General features: G+C 62.0%; 16 protein-coding genes. 13 read left to right on the top strand and 3 right to left on the bottom strand.

The features are described from left to right. Nucleotides 1–52 precede the first annotated feature (52 nt). The 6 genes from HBO19_RS27515 (at nucleotide 53) to HBO19_RS27490 (ending at nucleotide 7,013) form a co-directional block, all read left to right on the top strand. Complete coding sequence (locus HBO19_RS27515) at nucleotides 53–568, top strand: sigma-70 family RNA polymerase sigma factor (RefSeq protein WP_069900678.1); 516 nt, start codon at nucleotides 53–55, stop codon at nucleotides 566–568. Continuing rightward, on the top strand, nucleotides 569–1,546 hold the full coding sequence (locus HBO19_RS27510; RefSeq protein WP_016487055.1) for a FecR domain-containing protein: 978 nt from the start codon (nucleotides 569–571) through the stop codon (nucleotides 1,544–1,546). A 97-nt stretch (nucleotides 1,547–1,643) separates the two neighbouring features. Further along, nucleotides 1,644–4,019 (top strand): TonB-dependent receptor, encoded by a 2,376-nt coding sequence (locus HBO19_RS27505; protein WP_016487054.1) that lies wholly within the window; start codon nucleotides 1,644–1,646, stop codon nucleotides 4,017–4,019. A gap of 20 nt (nucleotides 4,020–4,039) precedes the next feature. Then, nucleotides 4,040–5,209, top strand: coding sequence for an ABC transporter substrate-binding protein (locus HBO19_RS27500; protein WP_016487053.1), 1,170 nt, complete (start codon nucleotides 4,040–4,042; stop codon nucleotides 5,207–5,209). Next, nucleotides 5,206–6,264: an iron ABC transporter permease gene (locus HBO19_RS27495; RefSeq protein ID WP_016487052.1), complete on the top strand. Its 1,059-nt coding sequence runs from the start codon at nucleotides 5,206–5,208 to the stop codon at nucleotides 6,262–6,264. The genes HBO19_RS27500 and HBO19_RS27495 overlap by 4 nt, the downstream gene beginning before the upstream one ends. Next, the gene (locus HBO19_RS27490; protein ID WP_170058671.1) at nucleotides 6,258–7,013 is read left to right on the top strand and encodes an ABC transporter ATP-binding protein; all 756 of its coding nucleotides are present in this window, start codon (nucleotides 6,258–6,260) and stop codon (nucleotides 7,011–7,013) included. Before HBO19_RS27495 ends, HBO19_RS27490 begins: the two co-directional genes overlap by 7 nt. A gap of 4 nt (nucleotides 7,014–7,017) precedes the next feature. On the opposite strand, the gene HBO19_RS27485 is transcribed toward HBO19_RS27490, so the two are convergent. The 3 genes from HBO19_RS27485 to HBO19_RS27475 are packed head-to-tail and all read right to left on the bottom strand — an operon-like array spanning nucleotide 7,018 to nucleotide 10,489. Then, on the bottom strand, nucleotides 7,018–8,340 hold the full coding sequence (locus HBO19_RS27485; protein WP_016487050.1) for an aminotransferase class III-fold pyridoxal phosphate-dependent enzyme: 1,323 nt from the start codon (nucleotides 8,338–8,340) through the stop codon (nucleotides 7,018–7,020). Continuing rightward, complete coding sequence (locus HBO19_RS27480) at nucleotides 8,337–9,404, bottom strand: phosphotransferase (protein WP_016487049.1); 1,068 nt, start codon at nucleotides 9,402–9,404, stop codon at nucleotides 8,337–8,339. The genes HBO19_RS27485 and HBO19_RS27480 overlap by 4 nt, the downstream gene beginning before the upstream one ends. 53 nt (nucleotides 9,405–9,457) lie before the next feature. After that, nucleotides 9,458–10,489 (bottom strand): ABC transporter substrate-binding protein, encoded by a 1,032-nt coding sequence (locus tag HBO19_RS27475; protein WP_016487048.1) that lies wholly within the window; start codon nucleotides 10,487–10,489, stop codon nucleotides 9,458–9,460. A gap of 228 nt (nucleotides 10,490–10,717) precedes the next feature. On the opposite strand from HBO19_RS27475, the gene HBO19_RS27470 reads away from it, so the two are divergent. The 7 genes from HBO19_RS27470 to HBO19_RS27440 all read left to right on the top strand — a co-directional run bounded on the left by HBO19_RS27470 (nucleotide 10,718) and on the right by HBO19_RS27440 (nucleotide 15,723). Next, nucleotides 10,718–11,452: an SDR family oxidoreductase gene (locus HBO19_RS27470; RefSeq protein WP_016487047.1), complete on the top strand. Its 735-nt coding sequence runs from the start codon at nucleotides 10,718–10,720 to the stop codon at nucleotides 11,450–11,452. Between the two features lie 69 nt (nucleotides 11,453–11,521). Continuing rightward, nucleotides 11,522–12,199: a GntR family transcriptional regulator gene (locus HBO19_RS27465; protein WP_016487046.1), complete on the top strand. Its 678-nt coding sequence runs from the start codon at nucleotides 11,522–11,524 to the stop codon at nucleotides 12,197–12,199. Nucleotides 12,200–12,280: 81 nt separating this feature from the next. Next, the gene (locus tag HBO19_RS27460; protein WP_003465041.1) at nucleotides 12,281–12,871 is read left to right on the top strand and encodes a TetR/AcrR family transcriptional regulator; all 591 of its coding nucleotides are present in this window, start codon (nucleotides 12,281–12,283) and stop codon (nucleotides 12,869–12,871) included. Nucleotides 12,872–12,961: 90 nt separating this feature from the next. Further along, a complete protein-coding gene (locus tag HBO19_RS27455) occupies nucleotides 12,962–13,663 on the top strand; it encodes a cysteine hydrolase (protein ID WP_003465039.1) in 702 nt (233 codons plus the stop codon). Nucleotides 13,664–13,717: 54 nt separating this feature from the next. Beyond that, nucleotides 13,718–13,942, top strand: coding sequence for a DUF2798 domain-containing protein (locus HBO19_RS27450; RefSeq protein WP_003465037.1), 225 nt, complete (start codon nucleotides 13,718–13,720; stop codon nucleotides 13,940–13,942). 280 nt (nucleotides 13,943–14,222) lie between these two features. Then, complete coding sequence (locus HBO19_RS27445; protein WP_003465034.1) at nucleotides 14,223–15,275, top strand: ABC transporter substrate-binding protein; 1,053 nt, start codon at nucleotides 14,223–14,225, stop codon at nucleotides 15,273–15,275. A 325-nt stretch (nucleotides 15,276–15,600) separates the two neighbouring features. After that, on the top strand, nucleotides 15,601–15,723 hold the full coding sequence (locus HBO19_RS27440) for a hypothetical protein (protein WP_016487045.1): 123 nt from the start codon (nucleotides 15,601–15,603) through the stop codon (nucleotides 15,721–15,723). Nucleotides 15,724–16,084 lie beyond the last annotated feature (361 nt).

Genomic DNA, 16,084 nt, shown 5'->3' with positions numbered 1-16,084 from the left:
GCGAGTCATCTAGCATTGGGAATACTTCTCAATTACAAGTCAGCCTGGCGCCATGAGCGAAACCCTCCCCGCGAATCAAGATCAGCATCTGCGTGCGATTGAGGCCCTGTACAGTGGCCATCACGGCTGGCTGTATGCGACGTTGAAACGAAAACTGGGCAACGCCATGGATGCGGCCGACCTGGCACAGGACACCTTCGCGCGCATCCTCGCGTCCCAGGTCACGGTGATCGAACAGCCGCGTGCCTACCTCAGCTGTGTGGCCAAGGGCATCCTGATCAACTGGTACCAGCGCAAGGCACTGGAACGCGCCTACCTTGACGCCCTCGCCAACCTGCCGCCGCAGGAAGCCCCCTCCCCGGAAGCCCATTTCGTGGTGCTGGAGACCCTGCACGAAATCGACGCGATGCTCGATGCCTTGCCGCCGCTGGTCAAGCGGGCGTTCCTGCTGTCGCAGCTCAATGGCCTGAAATACCAGGACATCGCCGATCAACTGGACGTGTCGCTGATCACCGTCAAGCGCTACATGAAGCAGGCGTTCGTGCAGTGCCTGATGCTGGTGGAATGAATGCTCATCCTGCGCAAAGACCCGCCGCTGCCCCCTGAAGTCCTCGAAGAAGCCGCCGAATGGCTGATGCGCCTGAGTGAAAACGACCTGAGCGACAGCGAACGCGCCGAGTGGGAACACTGGAAGGTCAGCAGCCCCGAGCGTGATCGCGCCTGGGCTCGGGCGCAGTTGCTGCAAAGCAAACTGGGCGGCCTGCCACCTTCGCTGGCGATGTCAGCGCTGGATCGACCGAGCAACCCGGAACGCCGTGCGGCCCTCGGCAAGCTGGCATTGTTGCTGGCGGTGATGCCGGTAGGCTGGGGCAGTTGGAAACTGGCGCAATCGCAGCAGTGGACGGCCGATTACCGCACCGCCGTCGGCGAACGACGCGAGTGGACCCTGGCCGATGGCTCTCGCATCACCCTGAACACCAATACCGCCGTCGATGTGCTGTTCGACAGCCAGCAGCGCCTGATCCGCCTGCGCGAAGGCGAGATCCTGGTGCAGACCGCCACGGACAATTCCCCCCTGGCCCGGCCCTTCCTGGTCAGTACCGCACAGGGCCACATGCAGGCCCTGGGCACGCGTTTCATCGTCCGCCAATTGAGCCCGTTCACCCACCTTGCGGTATTGGAAGGCGCCGTCAAAGTGGTGCTGGCCGAGAACCGCCAGGCCGAGTCCCTGATCGTCAATGCCGGACAACGCATGGCATTCACCGCACAGGCCTTTGGCGCGGCGAACCCCACTGACCGTAACGCCAGCGCCTGGACCCAGGGCATGCTGATGGCGGACAAGATGCGCCTGGCGGATTTCGTCGCTGAGGTCACCCGCTATCGCCACGGCTTCGTCAGGTTCGACCCGGCGATTGCCGACCTGCGCATTTCCGGCGCTTTTCCGATCAGCGACAGCCAGCGCACCTTGAACATGCTGGTGCAAACCTACCCGGTCACCGCCACCGCTCATCTGCGAGGGTACTGGGTCACCTTGTCCCCGGCCTGAGTCTCCAAAAAAAATCTGCCGCTGGCTGATACTTTTTTCGATCTCGGCTGGCCTGTACAGAAACCTCCATTGCCTCTCGCCACAGGGTCATCCATCCATGCCTGTCATTTGCCGCGCGCTGCTGAGCCTGACCCTGATCAGCGCTGCCTGCCCGTTGGCGATGGCAGCCGCGCCGGTGCAACTGGATTCGGTCGTGGTCCATGCCTACAACATCGCCCCCGGACCTCTGGGCGCAACGCTGTCGAGCTTCGCCGTGGATGCCGGCATCGCCCTGTCGTTCGAACCTTCACTGACCGAGGGCTTGATCAGCCCGGGGCTAACCGGATCTTGCTCGACCCGCGAAGCCGTGACCCGCTTGCTCGCCGGCAGTGGCCTGGACATGGTCCTGCGCAGCGACGGCAGTTACACACTGGTGCAACGTCGGGTCACCCTCGAGGAAACCACCATCGACGGCATCGACACACGCAGTGACAGCCTGCCACCGGTGTATCCGGGCGGCCAGGTGGCGACTGGCAGCCGTCTGGGCATGCTCGGCAACACCGCCGTGATGGATGCGCCATTCAGCGTCAGCACCTACACCGCCGCGCTGATCAAGGATCAACAGGCAAAGACCGTGGGTGATGTGCTGGAGCGCGACTCATCGGTGCGCTCCACCGGCCAGACCGGTGGCATCGTCGACTCGTTCTTCATCCGGGGATTTCCCGTCGGTGAAGGCAACCTGGGCGAACTGGCCTTCGACGGCGTCTATGGCGTGGCCTCCAACTACCGGGTGTTCACCGAATACGCCGAACGCATCGAAGTGGTCAAGGGGCCCGGCGCGCTGCTCTACGGCATGTCGCCCAACAGTGCCGTGGGCGGCGTGATCAACGTGGTGCCCAAGCGTTCTCTCGATGAAGACCTGACCCGATTCACCGCCAGTTACGCCCAGGACGCCCAACTGGGCGGTCACCTGGACCTCAGTCGACGCTTTGGCGAGGAGCGCCGATTCGGTATGCGCCTCAACGGTAGCGTGCAGCAAGGTGACACGGTGATCGACGATCAGGACCGCGAGGTCGGCGTCGGCGCGCTGTCCCTGGATTATCAAGGAGATCGCCTGCGCACCAGCCTGGACCTGGTGAGCCAGGAAGAACGGTTTGACGCCGCGTCCCGACCGTTCCTGATCGCGTCGGGCGTGCAAATCCCTTCTGCCGCCAACGGCCGGACCAGCGTCAGCCAGGACTGGGGCTGGTCCAGCACCCGCGACAAGTCGGCCCTGCTCAGCGGTGAATACGACCTCAACGACCAACTGACGGTGTTCGCCCATGCAGGCGGTGGCCAGTCGAAGGTCGCACGCATGTCCGACCAGACGCCCACGATCATCAACGCCGCAGGCGACACCTCGTCGATCCCCGGTTATTACAAGTTCGAAGTCCGGCGCTACACGGTCGACGCCGGTGCGCGCCTGCGATTCGACACCGGTCCCGTGAGCCACAGCACCGCCCTGCAAGTGACGCGTTATCGCGATGAATTATCCCGGGGCATTTTGTCCGGGCCTGCGGTGCTGTCGAACATTTACCACCCGGTCCATCGCCCCAAACCCGCGATTGCCGAGCCGGCCACGCCCAAAGTGTCGGCGACCGAGTTGTCCGGCATCGCCCTGGCCGACACCCTGTCGATACTCGACCAGCGCGTGCAAGTGACCCTGGGCCTGCGCAAGCAGAACATCCAGTCCCACAACTACAACGCCGCCGGTGCAGTCACTTCAGCCTATGACGATGGCAAGACCACGCCGTTGTTCGGGGCCGTGCTGCGGCCCTGGGATCACGTGTCGTTCTACTACAACTACATCGAAGGCCTGAGCAAGGGGGACGTCGCCCCCAGCACCGCTTCGAACGCCGGCGAAATCTTTGCCCCCTACGTGTCGCGCCAGCAGGAGGTCGGGGTCAAGCTCGATTACGGCAGCTTCATGTCGAGCCTGGCCCTGTTCCAGATCAAGAAGCCCAGCGGCGAATTGTCTTCCGGGGTGTTCGCCGTCCAGGGTGAACAGCGCAATCGCGGCGTGGAGCTGAACATGTCGGGCGAAATTGCCCAAGGCACGCGCCTGCTCGGTGGCGTGACGCTGTTGGACGGACAACTGACCAGGACCAGCGTGGCGGCCAACCGTGGTAACAAACCGGTGGGCGTGCCCGACGTGCAAGCCAACCTCTGGGCCGAGTGGGACACGCCCTGGGCCGAAGGGCTGACACTCACCAGCGGCGCGATCTACACCGCCAGCCAATACGTCAACCAGGCCAACACCCAGGAACTGGCCCCGTGGACGCGCATCGATGTCGGCGCTCGATACGCCACGCGTATCGCTCAGCGACCCACGACCTTTCGCGCCACGGTGCAAAACGTTTTCGACCGTGAATATTGGTCGGGAGTCGCCTCCTACGGCGCATTTTCCCAGGGTTCACCACGCACCCTGCTCCTGTCGGCCACGGTCGATTTCTGACACATGCAAAGGCCTTGATCATGCTCACCATTGTTCGACGCAGCCACGCCCTGGCCGCGCTGCTGTTTGCTGGATTGCTGGGGGTTTCACTGGCGTCATTGGCCAACGAAGCGGTTGACACACGCAGCACCGTGACCGATTTGCTCGGGCGCAAGGTCAAGGTAAACCTGCCAGTCAAACGGGTGATTCTCGGCGAAGGCCGCCAGTTGTACCTGGTGGCGGCGCTGGACACGCAAAACCCCATCGAGCGTATCGTCGGCTGGCGCAAGGACCTCATCCAGTCCGATCCCGACACCTACAACGCCTACCTGCGCAAGTTTCCGGGCATTGCCGACATCCCCACCTTCGGCGGGTTTGAAGACGGCACCTTCGACATCGAGCAAGCGATCTCGCAGCGCCCCGATGTGATTGTCCTCAATATCGAGGCCCAGCACGCGACCGAAGATGCGCGCTACATCGAGAAGCTCGACGCCCTGGGCATTCCCGTGGTGTACGTCGACTTTCGCAACTACCCGATGCAGAACACCGAGCCGACCATGCGCCTGTTCGGCCAATTGTTCGGCAAGGAGCAACGCGCCGAAGCGTTCATCGCGTTCCGCAACCAGCAGATTCGCCGGGTCACCGACGTGATTGCCGCGCACCAACCTGCGCGCCCCAAGGTGTTCATCGAGCGCATCGGCGGCTACACCGACGATTGCTGCCTGAGCTTTGGCAACGAGAACTTTGGCCGCTTCGTCGAAATGGCCGGCGGCGACAACATCGCCAGGGACATCATCCCCACGACCTTCGGCCAGTTGAACGCCGAGCAGGTGATCGTCGCCAACCCTGACCAGATTGTCGTGACCAGCGCCAACTGGGAAGCCTTCGCCCCGGGCGGGCATTGGGTGGGTGTGGGTCCGGGCGCGGACATGGCCGAGGCCCGACGCAAACTGGCCTGGTACACCGGTCGCCCGGCCTATGCCGGAATCAAGGCGCAGGACAGCCAGGCCTTCCACGCCATCTGGCACCAGTTCTACAACAGCCCCTATCAGTTCGTGGCCATCCAGCAACTGGCCAAATGGTTTCATCCGACGCTGTTTGCAGACCTCGATCCGCAAGCCGCGTTTCGCGAGTTGCATGAGCGCTTCCTGCCGGTGCCCTACGAGCCTGGCTATTTCGTCAGCCTGGGCGAACCCGAGATCAAGCCATGAATGCGATCAACGATACGATGGTCCAGCGCGACACCTACCGCCGCCTGGTGGTGCGCAAACGCCTGATCCTCGGCGCCCTGACGCTGCTGTTGTTGGGCAGTGTGTTGCTTGACCTGGCCCTGGGCCCGGCCAGCTACAGCCTGGGCGAAGTGCTCGGTGCGCTGCTTTCACCGGACAGCGCCGCGCCGCAGGTGCGGGTGGTGATGTGGGATATTCGCCTGCCCGTGGCACTGATGGCGGTCGCCGTGGGCGCGGCGTTATCGCTGGCCGGGGCGCAGATGCAGACCATCCTCAACAACCCGTTGGCCAGCCCGTTCACCCTGGGCATTTCCGCGGCAGCCAGTTTCGGCGCCGCCATGGGGCTGGCGTTCGGTGTGGCGCTGTTTCCGCTGGCAGCGCAGTACATGGTGCCGGCCAACGCGTTCATCATGGCCATGCTCTGCGCCCTGCTGATCCACTTCTTGAGCCTGCGCCGTGGCGTCACCGCCGAAACCATCGTGCTGCTCGGCATTGCCCTGGTGTTCACGTTCAACGCGTTGCTCGCACTCGTGCAGTTTTTTGCCACCGAGCAAGCCGTGGCCGCCGTCGTGTTCTGGACCATGGGCAGCCTGACCAAGGCGACCTGGCCCAAGCTGGGCGTGATCTGTGTGGTGATCCTGATCACCCTGCCGATTTTCGCCAGGCGCACCTGGGCGCTCACCGCCCTGCGGCTGGGGGATGACAAGGCGGCCAGCTTCGGTATCAACGTGCGCAGCCTGCGTTTCCAGACGCTGATCATGGTCAGCCTGCTCGCTGCGTTTCCCGTGGCCTTCGTCGGCACCATCGGCTTTATCGGGCTGGTCGGCCCGCACATCGCGCGGATGCTGATTGGCGAAGACCAACGTTTCTTCCTGCCGGCCTCGTTGCTCACCGGCGCACTGATCCTGTCGGCGAGTTCGGTGGTCAGCAAAACCCTGATCCCCGGCGCGATTTTCCCCATCGGCGTGGTCACGTCCCTGATCGGCGTACCGTTCTTTATCTCTCTGATTCTCGGCGCAAAGAAAAACTCATGGTAACGATCCAGCTGCAAGACCTCGGCGCCAGCTATGGCCAGCGCACGATCATCAGCGGTGTGACCACCACCGAGTTTGTCGGCGGCCAGGTGGTCGCCGTGGTCGGGCCCAATGCCGCAGGTAAATCGACCCTGTTCAAACGCATGGCAGGGCTGATCGACGGGCCCGGCGAGGTAAAGCTGCAAGGCGCGGAAAAAGGCATGAAAGGCATCAGCTACATGCCCCAGGGCCTCAACGCCAGCGCCCGTTTGACCGTGTACGAATCGGTGCTGCTGGCGCGCAAGCAACTGACACCGGGTTGGGTGGTCCACGATGACGAACTGAAACTGGTCGATGAGATCCTCGACGCCCTGGGCATTACGCCGCTGTCATTCCGCAACCTGGGTGAACTCAGCGGCGGCCAGCAACAACTGGTCTCAATCGCCCAGACGCTGGTGCGCGAACCGCAGATCCTGCTGATGGACGAGCCCACCAGCGCCCTCGACATGCACCGCCAGGTCCAGGTGCTGAACTTCATGCGCGACCTGGCGCGAAAGCGCGAAGTCATCGTGTTCATCGCCATCCATGACCTGAACCAGGCCTTGCGCTTCGCCGTTCAGGTGCTGGTCATCGCCGATGGCACCGCTCAGGGCAGCGGCCCGAGCCATGAAGTGATCAACGAGCAGATGCTGCGCGCGGTGTACAAGGTCGAGGCGCGCATCGAACGCTGCAGCCGTGGGCAGCACCATATCCTGATCGACGATATCGTCTGAACCGCTACGGCTGCAGCCCTTCCAGCGCCGTGCCGACCGCTTCCAGTAGCAAGTGCGCATGCTCCTGTTCGAAGGCCAGCAGCGGGCGAATCTTCAGCACGTTTTCCAGCGGCCCGGCAGCACTGATCAATACGCCCTGCTCGCGCATCGCGTTGACCACCTGACGGGTCTGCGTGGCGGCAGGCGCTTTTGTGGCGCGATCGGTCACCAGCTCGACCCCCAGGAACATCCCGGCACCGCGCACATCGCCGATGATCGGGTAACGCTCGGCCAGCTCCCGCAACCCCGTCAACAGACATTCACCCAGGGTGTGCGAGCGCTGCTGCAACTGTTCGTCACGGATGACGTCCAGCACGGCCTGCCCCGCTGCGCAGGACACCGGGTTGCCGCCAAAGGTGTTGAAGTAGCGCATGTTCTGGCCAAAGTGATCGACCACTTGCGCTCGACCGACCAGGCCGGCGATGGGGTGGCCGTTGCCCATCGGCTTGCCCAGGGTCAGGAGGTCGGGGCGCACGTCGTGCCGCTGGAAACCCCACATGTTCAGGCCAGTGCGGGCGAAGCCGGACTGGACTTCATCGGCGATGTACAACAGGCCTTCGGCCTGGGCCAATGCGATCCCTTCGGCGATGCAGCCGGTTGGGCCCGCAAAGACGCCATCGCTGGCGAAAATGCCGTCGAGCAGGATCGCCGCCGGACGAATGCCGTGTTTGCGCAGGTCATCGATGGCCGCACGGACGTCAGCCACGAAGGTCGAGGCCACTTGATCCGCACCCAGCCGATAAGCATCGGGGGCGCGAACGGTGCGCACGTGGGGTGGCAGAACCATGCTCGGGCCGAGCGACGGAGAAAGCTCGGCGATATCACCCGTGACGCCATGATACGCGAAGCGGGTGATGATCACGCCGGTGCCGCCGGTAAACTGTTTGGCGATGCGCAACGCCAGATCGTTGGCCTCGCTGCCGGTGCACGTAAACATGACCCGCTCGAGGTACTCGGGAAAGGTGCCCAGCAGTTGCTCGGCGTAATCGAGCATGCCCTCCTGCAAGTAGCGAGTGTGGGTGTTGAGTTGCCCGGCCTGCCGGCTGATCGCCTCGACCACCCGGGGATGACAATGCCCCACCGACGCCACGTTATTGTAGGCATCCAGATACCGCCGGCCTTGTTCGTCGTACAGCCACACGCCCTCGCCGCGCACCGTGTGCAAGGGGTGTTCGTAGAACAGTCGATAGGCCGGGCCGAGCAACCGTGCCCGGCGTTCGACAAGGCGTTTTTCCTTGTCTGACAGGCGATCGGCATCTTCAGAAGTGAAACCGTTGATCATGCTCATGCGCCAACCTCCTGGGTGCAAGCGGCAAGGATTCTGTCGTGGATCTCGGCGGGTGCCATTGCGGACAATCCCGCCAGGGCATCCTGGGCGCGGTATGAGTTGCGCAGGATGTACTCGCGATTGTCCGGGTGCAGGTCGGCCCGCCAATAATTGATGCACAACGACAACGCCAGGCGTGTGGAGATCAGCACCGGCAGCAGTTGCAATTCTTCGCCGGTGAGGGGATTGACCTGGTGATAGGCGCGGATCATGTCCAGCGCCGGGGCCAGGACGTCGCCCGCCACCCCCAATTGGTACGATGCCGCGACCGCGACCTCGTTGACCAACGGCGCGTGGACCATGTCGCCAAAATCCAGGATGTTGCGCAACACATCGGGCTGATCCGGATCGACGATGATGTTGTGCGGGTTCATGTCGTTATGGATCACCTGGTGGCGCAGCGTGGCGCACTTGCCCAGTACCTGGGATTCGAAGCGGTCCAGGCTGTGTTCGATCCGGTCGCGACGAACGCCCGGCTCGATGTGTTTCAGCCGGGGCCTGAGGCGCTGGGCGTGTTGCATGTCCCACAGCAGGACGTGCCCGGCAGCGGGATGGCTGAAGCCGTCCAGGGCCAGGTCGAACCGGGCGAGCGCTTGGCCCAGGTTCTGCCTGAAATTCACCGATGTGTGGGCGACGCGGTGCAGCGGCAAGCCGTCAACGAAGGACAGGAGACGGACCAACATGCGCTGGCCTTCGATTTCGACCGGCTCCACGAATCGCCCGCCGAGTGATGCAAAGACACGCTGCACCGGCAACGCCGGATCGTTACGCTCGATCTGGAGCATGGCCTGGTTATGGAAGTCCACGACCTGCGGGTTTTCCAATGGATGCGACAACTTGAACAGACGCGACGTACCGTCCGCGAGCATGACCCGGAAATTGAGGTCGCGCTCGCCGCCCAGTTGCTCGAGTTTTCCGCTGATCGCGTAGTGCTGCGCAAGGACCCCAAGGACCTGCCCGTCACTGACACGGGCAGGGGCCGCCTCCAGCAGACAGGGTTGCGCCGATACTTTCTCAAGCGGCATTGTTCATGACTCCTCGCTTCGGTGATGTGGCCTGCTCGCGCAGGCCCCTTGCATTACTTGTTGGCCCAAGCGATGAAACGCTCTTCCAGGTCTTCGCCGTGGTCGATCCAGAACTCGGCATCCGTGGCCCGGGCGTTCTTCAGGTTATCCGGTGAAGTCGGCAGTTTGCTGCCCACCGCCTCATCGACCAGTGCCACGGTTTTGGTGTTGCTTGGCCCATAAGGAATGGCCTCGACAAAGTGCTTCTGCTGAACCGGTGCACTGGCAAACGCGATGAAGTTTTCCGCCAGGGCCTTCTTCGGCGAGCCTTTGACGATGGCCCAGTGATCCAGGTCGTACAGGCTGCCATTCCACTGCATTTCAAACGATTGTCCCTCCGCCTGCGCCGAGGTGACACGCCCGTTATAGGCCGAAGTCATCACCACGTCGCCTGCCGCCAGCCATTGCAACGGCTGCGCGCCGGATTCCCACCACTGGATGTCGGGCTTGATCTGATCCAGTTTGCGGAAGGCCCGCTGCACGCCCTCCTCGGTGCCGAGCAAGGTGTAGACATCTTCCTTGGCCACGCCATCGGCCAACAGGGCGAACTCCAGGGTGAACTTGGCGCCACGGCGCAGGCCGCGCTTGCCGGGGTATTTCTTCACGTCCCAGAAATCCGCCCAGCCCTGTGGCGCGCTGGCGAGTTTTTTCGGGTCGTATGTCAGAACGGTAGACCAGATGAAGATACCCACCCCGCAATCGCTGACGGCGGCCGGGATGAAATCTTCTTTCTTGCCGATGCGCGACCAGTCCAATGGCTCGAACAGGCCTTCGCTACAACCGCGCAACAGCTCGGGGGATTCGACCTCGACCACGTCCCAGCTGGTTTTCCCGGTGTCGGCCATGACCCGGATCTTGGCCATTTCGCCGTTGTAGTCATCGGCCGTGATCGCCACTTTCTTTTCCGAGGTGAAGGGTTTGTAGAAGGCTTTTTCCTGGGCCTGGCGGTTGTTGCCGCCGAAGGACACCACGGTCAGTTTTTCAGCGGCGCTCAAAGGGCCGGCAAGCATTCCAAGCATCAGTACAGTTGCGATTTTGCTGTTCATGCGTCTCTCCGAATTCGCTACGTGCGTGAGCGGCAGCTAAGGGATGGCAGGTGGTTTTTTTGTTTTTGGCAGCAATATTTCGGTCAGCGCCGGGTGTCTTGCACCTGGTGGCCGGCGCACGGCGATGATTCCGAGGCGCAGCTCATTAGTAACATATTTAGAATATGATGCATCATAATTTTTACTGGTATAGTCTCACCACTCCACCCCTTCCTCAGGAGCGCCTGCATGACCGAGCAACGAACCCTCCTCCTCACCGGTGCGAGCCGTGGCATCGGCCATGCCACGGTGAAGCACTTCAACGCTGCGGGCTGGCGCGTGTTTACGGCCTCGCGACAGAACTGGACCGAAGGCTGCCCCTGGGCTGAAGGCGAGTTGAACCACATCCACCTGGACCTGGAAGACATCGACGAAGTGCGCCGCAGCCTGCCATTGATCCGGGAGAAACTCGGCGGACGCCTCGATGCCCTGGTGAACAACGCCGGCATTTCACCCAAAGGCGAAGCCGGCGCACGATTGGGCGTGCTGGAATCCGATTACGCCACCTGGCTCAGCGTGTTCAACGTCAACCTGTTTTCCACGGCGTTACTGGCCCAAGGGCTGTTCGATGAGCTCAAGGCGGCGCAAGGCTCGGTGATCAACGTCACCTCGATTGCAGGTTCCAGGGTGCACCCGTTTGCCGGGGTCGCCTACGCCTGCTCGAAAGCTGCACTGGCCGCACTGACGCGGGAAATGGCCCATGATTTCGGGCCACACGGTGTGCGGGTCAATGCGATTGCACCGGGTGAGATCGAGACGTCGATCCTGTCTGCCGGGACCGAACTGATCGTCGATCAGCAGATCCCCATGCACCGCTTGGGCAAGCCGGAAGAAGTCGCATCCCTGGTGCATTTCCTCTGCACCCGAGGCGCGTCGTACATCAACGGTTCGGAGATTCATGTCAACGGTGGTCAGCACGTCTGAAATAATCTGGAAATCCCGGCCGGAAACTTCCATCATTCGGGCCGGGCATCCGCCGCAGATGAGCGATCAATGAGCAACCCCTACCCTATTCAAACCCTCAATCACTCTTACCTGGGCAGTGGCATCTACGAGTTGCTGCGCGAGGCACTGATCACCGGGCGTTTCCAGCCCGATGACCGCCTGCGCATCCGCGACCTGGCCGAACAACTGGGCACCAGCGTCACACCGGTGCGCGACGCGATCCTGCAACTGGCCAAGGAACAGGCGCTGATCCTCAAGACCCCGCGTGACATCCGCGTACCCATCCTCACCGCCGCGCAATACGGCGAGATCCGCAGCATCCGCCTGGCGCTTGAAGGCCTGGCTGCGGAGACGGCCGCCGCGCTGGTGACCGACAGCGAACTCGCAGACCTGCAAGCCTGCATCGAAAACAACATCGCCGCGATCAACGCCCAGGACTTGCAAGCCGCTCTCAAGTGCAATCAGCAATTTCACTACGCGCTGACCACCATCGCGCGCATGCCGGTGCTGGCGGGTTTGCTCGATAGCCTGTGGATGCGCACCGGCCCACTGATCGCCCGTGCCTATGGCAACTTCAACGAGCGCATGGCCATCGACCATCACTGGGAAGTGCTCGACGCACTCAAGCGCCGCGATGGCGCGGCGGCACGGGCGGCCATCTGCCGTGACATTCTCGATGGCAACGAGAAGATGCTCGAGTACATCGAGATGGCGCAGGCGGACTGATTGGCAGTCAATTCGACTGTTGACGAAACATAGATGACCAGTTAGTTTATTAAAACTTTCTCATCACTGGATGTCTCTGTCATGGCTCGCCCGGTCAACCTCGAAGTCAGATCCCGTTTGCTGTCGATTGGCCGCCAGGTGGTTCACAACCGTGGCTTCAACGGCTGCGGCGTCCAGGACATCACCGCCGCTGCCGAGATTCCCAAGGGCTCTTTCTACAACTACTTCGCCAGCAAGGAAGACTTCGCGGCAGAGATCCTCGAGGAATACTGGACCTCGATCGAAACCCGCCACGGGCCGATCTTCTACGACGCCCGGGTCAAGCCGCTGGAGCGCATCGGCCAGTTCTTCCAGGCCCTGGTGCTCGAGCACGGCGAGCATGAATACAGCCTGGGTTGCCTGATTGGCAACCTGTCCCTGGAAATGTCCAATGGCAGCGAACAAACCCGCAAGCGTCTGGCCGATGTGCTGGCGCGCTGGGAAGGTTTGCTCGCGAGCTGCCTGCGTGAAGCGCAGCAGCGCCGCGAACTCTCTGAAACTCACGACGCCGAAGCGCTGGCCAGTGTCATCGTCGAAGGCTGGGAAGGTGCGGTCATGCGCGGCAAGGTCCTGCGCGACGGTGCACCTCTGCAGCGTTTCGTATCGATGGTCTTGCCTCGGCTATTGGAGTGAGTTTTTTTTCCTCATTAATAAGACGACTGGTCATTTATATAAAGCAACATTCACGTCTCATCCACGCAAGCACCCAAGAGGTAAATCGTCATGAGCCATCTGTACGCCGACCCCGCCGAACCCGCACTGCCTGCCACTGGTTTCAAGCTCGACCTGAGCAAAGCCGCCCTGGTGGTCATCGACCCACAGAACGACTTCCTCAGCCCTGCCGGCGCCAGTTGGGCGGTGTTCGGTGAGAGCATCGTCGAGAACAACACCGTCGAAAACCTGGAAAAACTGTTCAAGGCCTTCAAGGCTCACGACCTGCCCGTGGCCGTGTCGCCACACTATTACTACCCGCACGACCACGACTGGCATTTTGGCGGTCCGCTGGAAAAGGTCATGCACAGCATCTGCATGTTCGATCGCAAGGGACCGAACACCCTGGAAAACTTCGAAGGCTCCGGCGCCGATTTCCTCGAGATCTACAAGCCGTACATTCTCGACGGCGAGACCATCATCGCCTCGCCGCACAAGGTCTACGGCCCGGAAACCAACGACCTGGCGCTGCAATTGCGCAAGAAAGGCGTGTCGCAGATCATCCTCGCCGGCATGGCGGCCAACCTTTGCGTGGAATCACACCTGCGCGAACTGCTCGAACAGGGCTTTGAAATAGTCGTGGTACGCGACGCCACCGCCGGCCCGCGCCTGCCGGATGGCGACGGCTACCTGGCGGCCATCATCAATTACCGCTTCCTCGCCCACGGGCTGTGGACCACCGAAGAGACTATCGCGCAACTGCAACCGGCTTGATCGTGCCCGAGCGGCCGGGCATCGCGCCCCCCCGCTCTTTCTCGAGAACCCCCGATGAAAATCCCCGCCCGTTATGAGCATTTCGTTTTCGGCGTCGTTCAATCCGGCCTGACCTGCGCGGTCGCGGCCGCCATCGCCACCACACCCCATGCGCTCGACCTGGCCTTTGCCGGCCGCTGGTTGAACGCGTGGGCGCTGTCGTGGGTATCGATGTTGCCGGTGGTGGTGCTGGCGGCGCCGATGATTCGGCGCGTGGTGAGGCGGATGACGGTGGGCTGAATGACTTGGCTATGACTCACCCAACACACCGCCATCGCGAGCATGCTCGCTCCTACCGGGGGCTTCGGGGCTGCTCGCGACAGGCGCGCAAGCCCGCACCCGACGCACGAAATACTGTGCCCGTTCGCATTTTCGCAATAAACCACTTTTCATCCGCGCATTTGTAGCCGCTTCGTTCACGGACAAGCCGGTACATTAGACCTCCATGGTCCCGCAGAGCGACCGACAACAAAACCTACAGCTCGCCCAAGAAAATCTGCCAACCATTCGGAGTCTTTCCATGAGCACATTGCGCACTACAGCTTTCCAACTCGCGAGTCTGGCCCTGTTCATCGGTAGCGCCACCCAGGCCATGGCCGAGGACATCACGTTCGTATCCCAGGGCGGTGCTTATCAGGAAGCCCAGAGCAAGGCGATCCTGGAGCCTGCGGCGAAAAAGCTCGGTCTGACGCTCAAACAGGACAGCTCGCCCAAGGCCTACCCGATCATCAAGACCCAGGTCGAGAGCGGCAAGGTCACCTGGGACGTGGTGGACCTGCCCACTGGCGACTGCATCCGTGGCGAAGCCGAAGGGCTGTTCGAGAAGCTCGACCTTGCGCTGATTCCCAATGCCGCGCAAATACCCGACAGCCTCAAGGACGAATACAGCGTCGGCTACATCAGCTACTCCACGGTGCTGGCGTATCGCACGGACGCGTTCAAAGGCGCGGACGTACCCAAGACCTGGGCCGACTTCTGGGACACCAAAAAATACCCGGGCCAGCGCTCCCTACGTAACCTGCCACGTCCAACCCTGGAAATCGCGCTGCTGGCCGATGGCGTGCCGATGGACAAGCTCTATCCGCTGGACGTCGATCGCGCCTTCCGCAAGCTTGAGCAGATCAAGCCCGACATCGCCACCTGGTGGACGTCCGGCGGGCAGTCGGCGCAGCTGATCAGCGACGGCGAAGTGGACATGATCCAGGCCTGGAACGGCCGTATCACCGCCGTACAGGCCGCCGGCGCACCCGTGGCATTCGACTACAACCAGGGTGTGCTGGAAACCAACTCGTTGTGCGTCCTCAAAGGCTCGCCGCACAAGGTGGCCGCCATGAAATTCGTCAACGAGGCCATCGATGCCAAACTGCAAGCGGCGTTGCCGATGATCATCGACTACGGCCCGCTCAACCCCGAAGCCTTCAAGACCGGGGTAATCCCGGCCGAGCGCGAGGCCAAGCTGCCTTCCGCACCCGGCAACATCTCGCGCCAGGCCCTGCTCTCGGCGCAATGGTGGGCCTCCGAAGCCGGGGTCAAGGCCGAAGAACGCTGGTTGTCCTTCGTCCAGAAAAAATAGCCATCGGCCGTTGCTGCGCCGCAGGCCAGAGGCCTCGGCGCAGGACATGCCGTCTGCCCCCGCGATTTCGACATAAAGCGCTTGCGCACCGGTCAATTGCGTCCACTTCATTCGTTGGCATCCCGGTACATTAGGCCTGAGGGTCCCGCAGAGTGACCTGTGCAGACAACTCGCGCTCGCCTCAAGTACCTGCCCACCATTGGGAGTTCTTCACATGACATTACCCGAGCACCGCACCCTGCTGTCCGCCAGGACGACTGCCACCGCCAGCGCTACCCGTCAGTGCTGGATACCCTCCAGCACTGCGCAGTGACGAGAGGTCATCATGTCCAACGCCTATCTCGCCAAATCCATGCCCGACTCCAGCGACCAGCAGCACCAGCCGCCCATGACCAGCGAAGACGCCCTGGCCCGTGAAGAAGGGGTTCGGGGAGCAATGGAACAGTAAACGCACTTAAGCCCAGTACCTGCCCGCAAACCAGCGCTCTGTCTGGGGAGTACGATAAAACCACCGTTTTATGAAACCGTTTCCGCTATCGCGAGGAAAGGTCACCAACACCCGAAAATCAGTGCAATAAACCTTTCTCACGAATCAAAGTTCGTTAATTCGCAGTCGCTGACGAGTAAAACGAACTCTAATTCGGCTTACGTTGGTTTTCAGTTCCATTGCTCCCCAACCCCCTTATTCGCGCTGTTCGCGCAGCAACAGCGGCACTTTCTGATGCGCCTGCCCTGTGGCTATAACGCCCAGGTCAAAGCGTTTCTACACTCTGGCCAAGTTGAAGACACACAGCTTTTCGTGGCCAACC

Source organism: Pseudomonas sp. WS 5021 (assembly GCF_012985535.1).
Classification (GTDB): domain Bacteria; phylum Pseudomonadota; class Gammaproteobacteria; order Pseudomonadales; family Pseudomonadaceae; genus Aquipseudomonas.
The sequence above is the reverse complement of the archived record's forward strand: the minus strand, read 5'-3'. Positions and strand labels throughout refer to the sequence as shown.

Coding starts and splice junctions, on each gene's coding strand:
- HBO19_RS27445 (WP_003465034.1), top strand. CDS start 14,223: ATGAGCACATTGCGCACTACAGCTTTCCAACTCGCGAGTCTGGCCCTG.
- HBO19_RS27455 (WP_003465039.1), top strand. CDS start 12,962: ATGAGCCATCTGTACGCCGACCCCGCCGAACCCGCACTGCCTGCCACT.
- HBO19_RS27460 (WP_003465041.1), top strand. CDS start 12,281: ATGGCTCGCCCGGTCAACCTCGAAGTCAGATCCCGTTTGCTGTCGATT.
- HBO19_RS27470 (WP_016487047.1), top strand. CDS start 10,718: ATGACCGAGCAACGAACCCTCCTCCTCACCGGTGCGAGCCGTGGCATC.
- HBO19_RS27440 (WP_016487045.1), top strand. CDS start 15,601: ATGTCCAACGCCTATCTCGCCAAATCCATGCCCGACTCCAGCGACCAG.
- HBO19_RS27500 (WP_016487053.1), top strand. CDS start 4,040: ATGCTCACCATTGTTCGACGCAGCCACGCCCTGGCCGCGCTGCTGTTT.
- HBO19_RS27505 (WP_016487054.1), top strand. CDS start 1,644: ATGCCTGTCATTTGCCGCGCGCTGCTGAGCCTGACCCTGATCAGCGCT.
- HBO19_RS27485 (WP_016487050.1), bottom strand. CDS start 8,340: ATGAGCATGATCAACGGTTTCACTTCTGAAGATGCCGATCGCCTGTCA.
- HBO19_RS27490 (WP_170058671.1), top strand. CDS start 6,258: ATGGTAACGATCCAGCTGCAAGACCTCGGCGCCAGCTATGGCCAGCGC.
- HBO19_RS27475 (WP_016487048.1), bottom strand. CDS start 10,489: ATGAACAGCAAAATCGCAACTGTACTGATGCTTGGAATGCTTGCCGGC.
- HBO19_RS27480 (WP_016487049.1), bottom strand. CDS start 9,404: ATGCCGCTTGAGAAAGTATCGGCGCAACCCTGTCTGCTGGAGGCGGCC.
- HBO19_RS27465 (WP_016487046.1), top strand. CDS start 11,522: ATGAGCAACCCCTACCCTATTCAAACCCTCAATCACTCTTACCTGGGC.
- HBO19_RS27515 (WP_069900678.1), top strand. CDS start 53: ATGAGCGAAACCCTCCCCGCGAATCAAGATCAGCATCTGCGTGCGATT.
- HBO19_RS27510 (WP_016487055.1), top strand. CDS start 569: ATGCTCATCCTGCGCAAAGACCCGCCGCTGCCCCCTGAAGTCCTCGAA.
- HBO19_RS27450 (WP_003465037.1), top strand. CDS start 13,718: ATGAAAATCCCCGCCCGTTATGAGCATTTCGTTTTCGGCGTCGTTCAA.
- HBO19_RS27495 (WP_016487052.1), top strand. CDS start 5,206: ATGAATGCGATCAACGATACGATGGTCCAGCGCGACACCTACCGCCGC.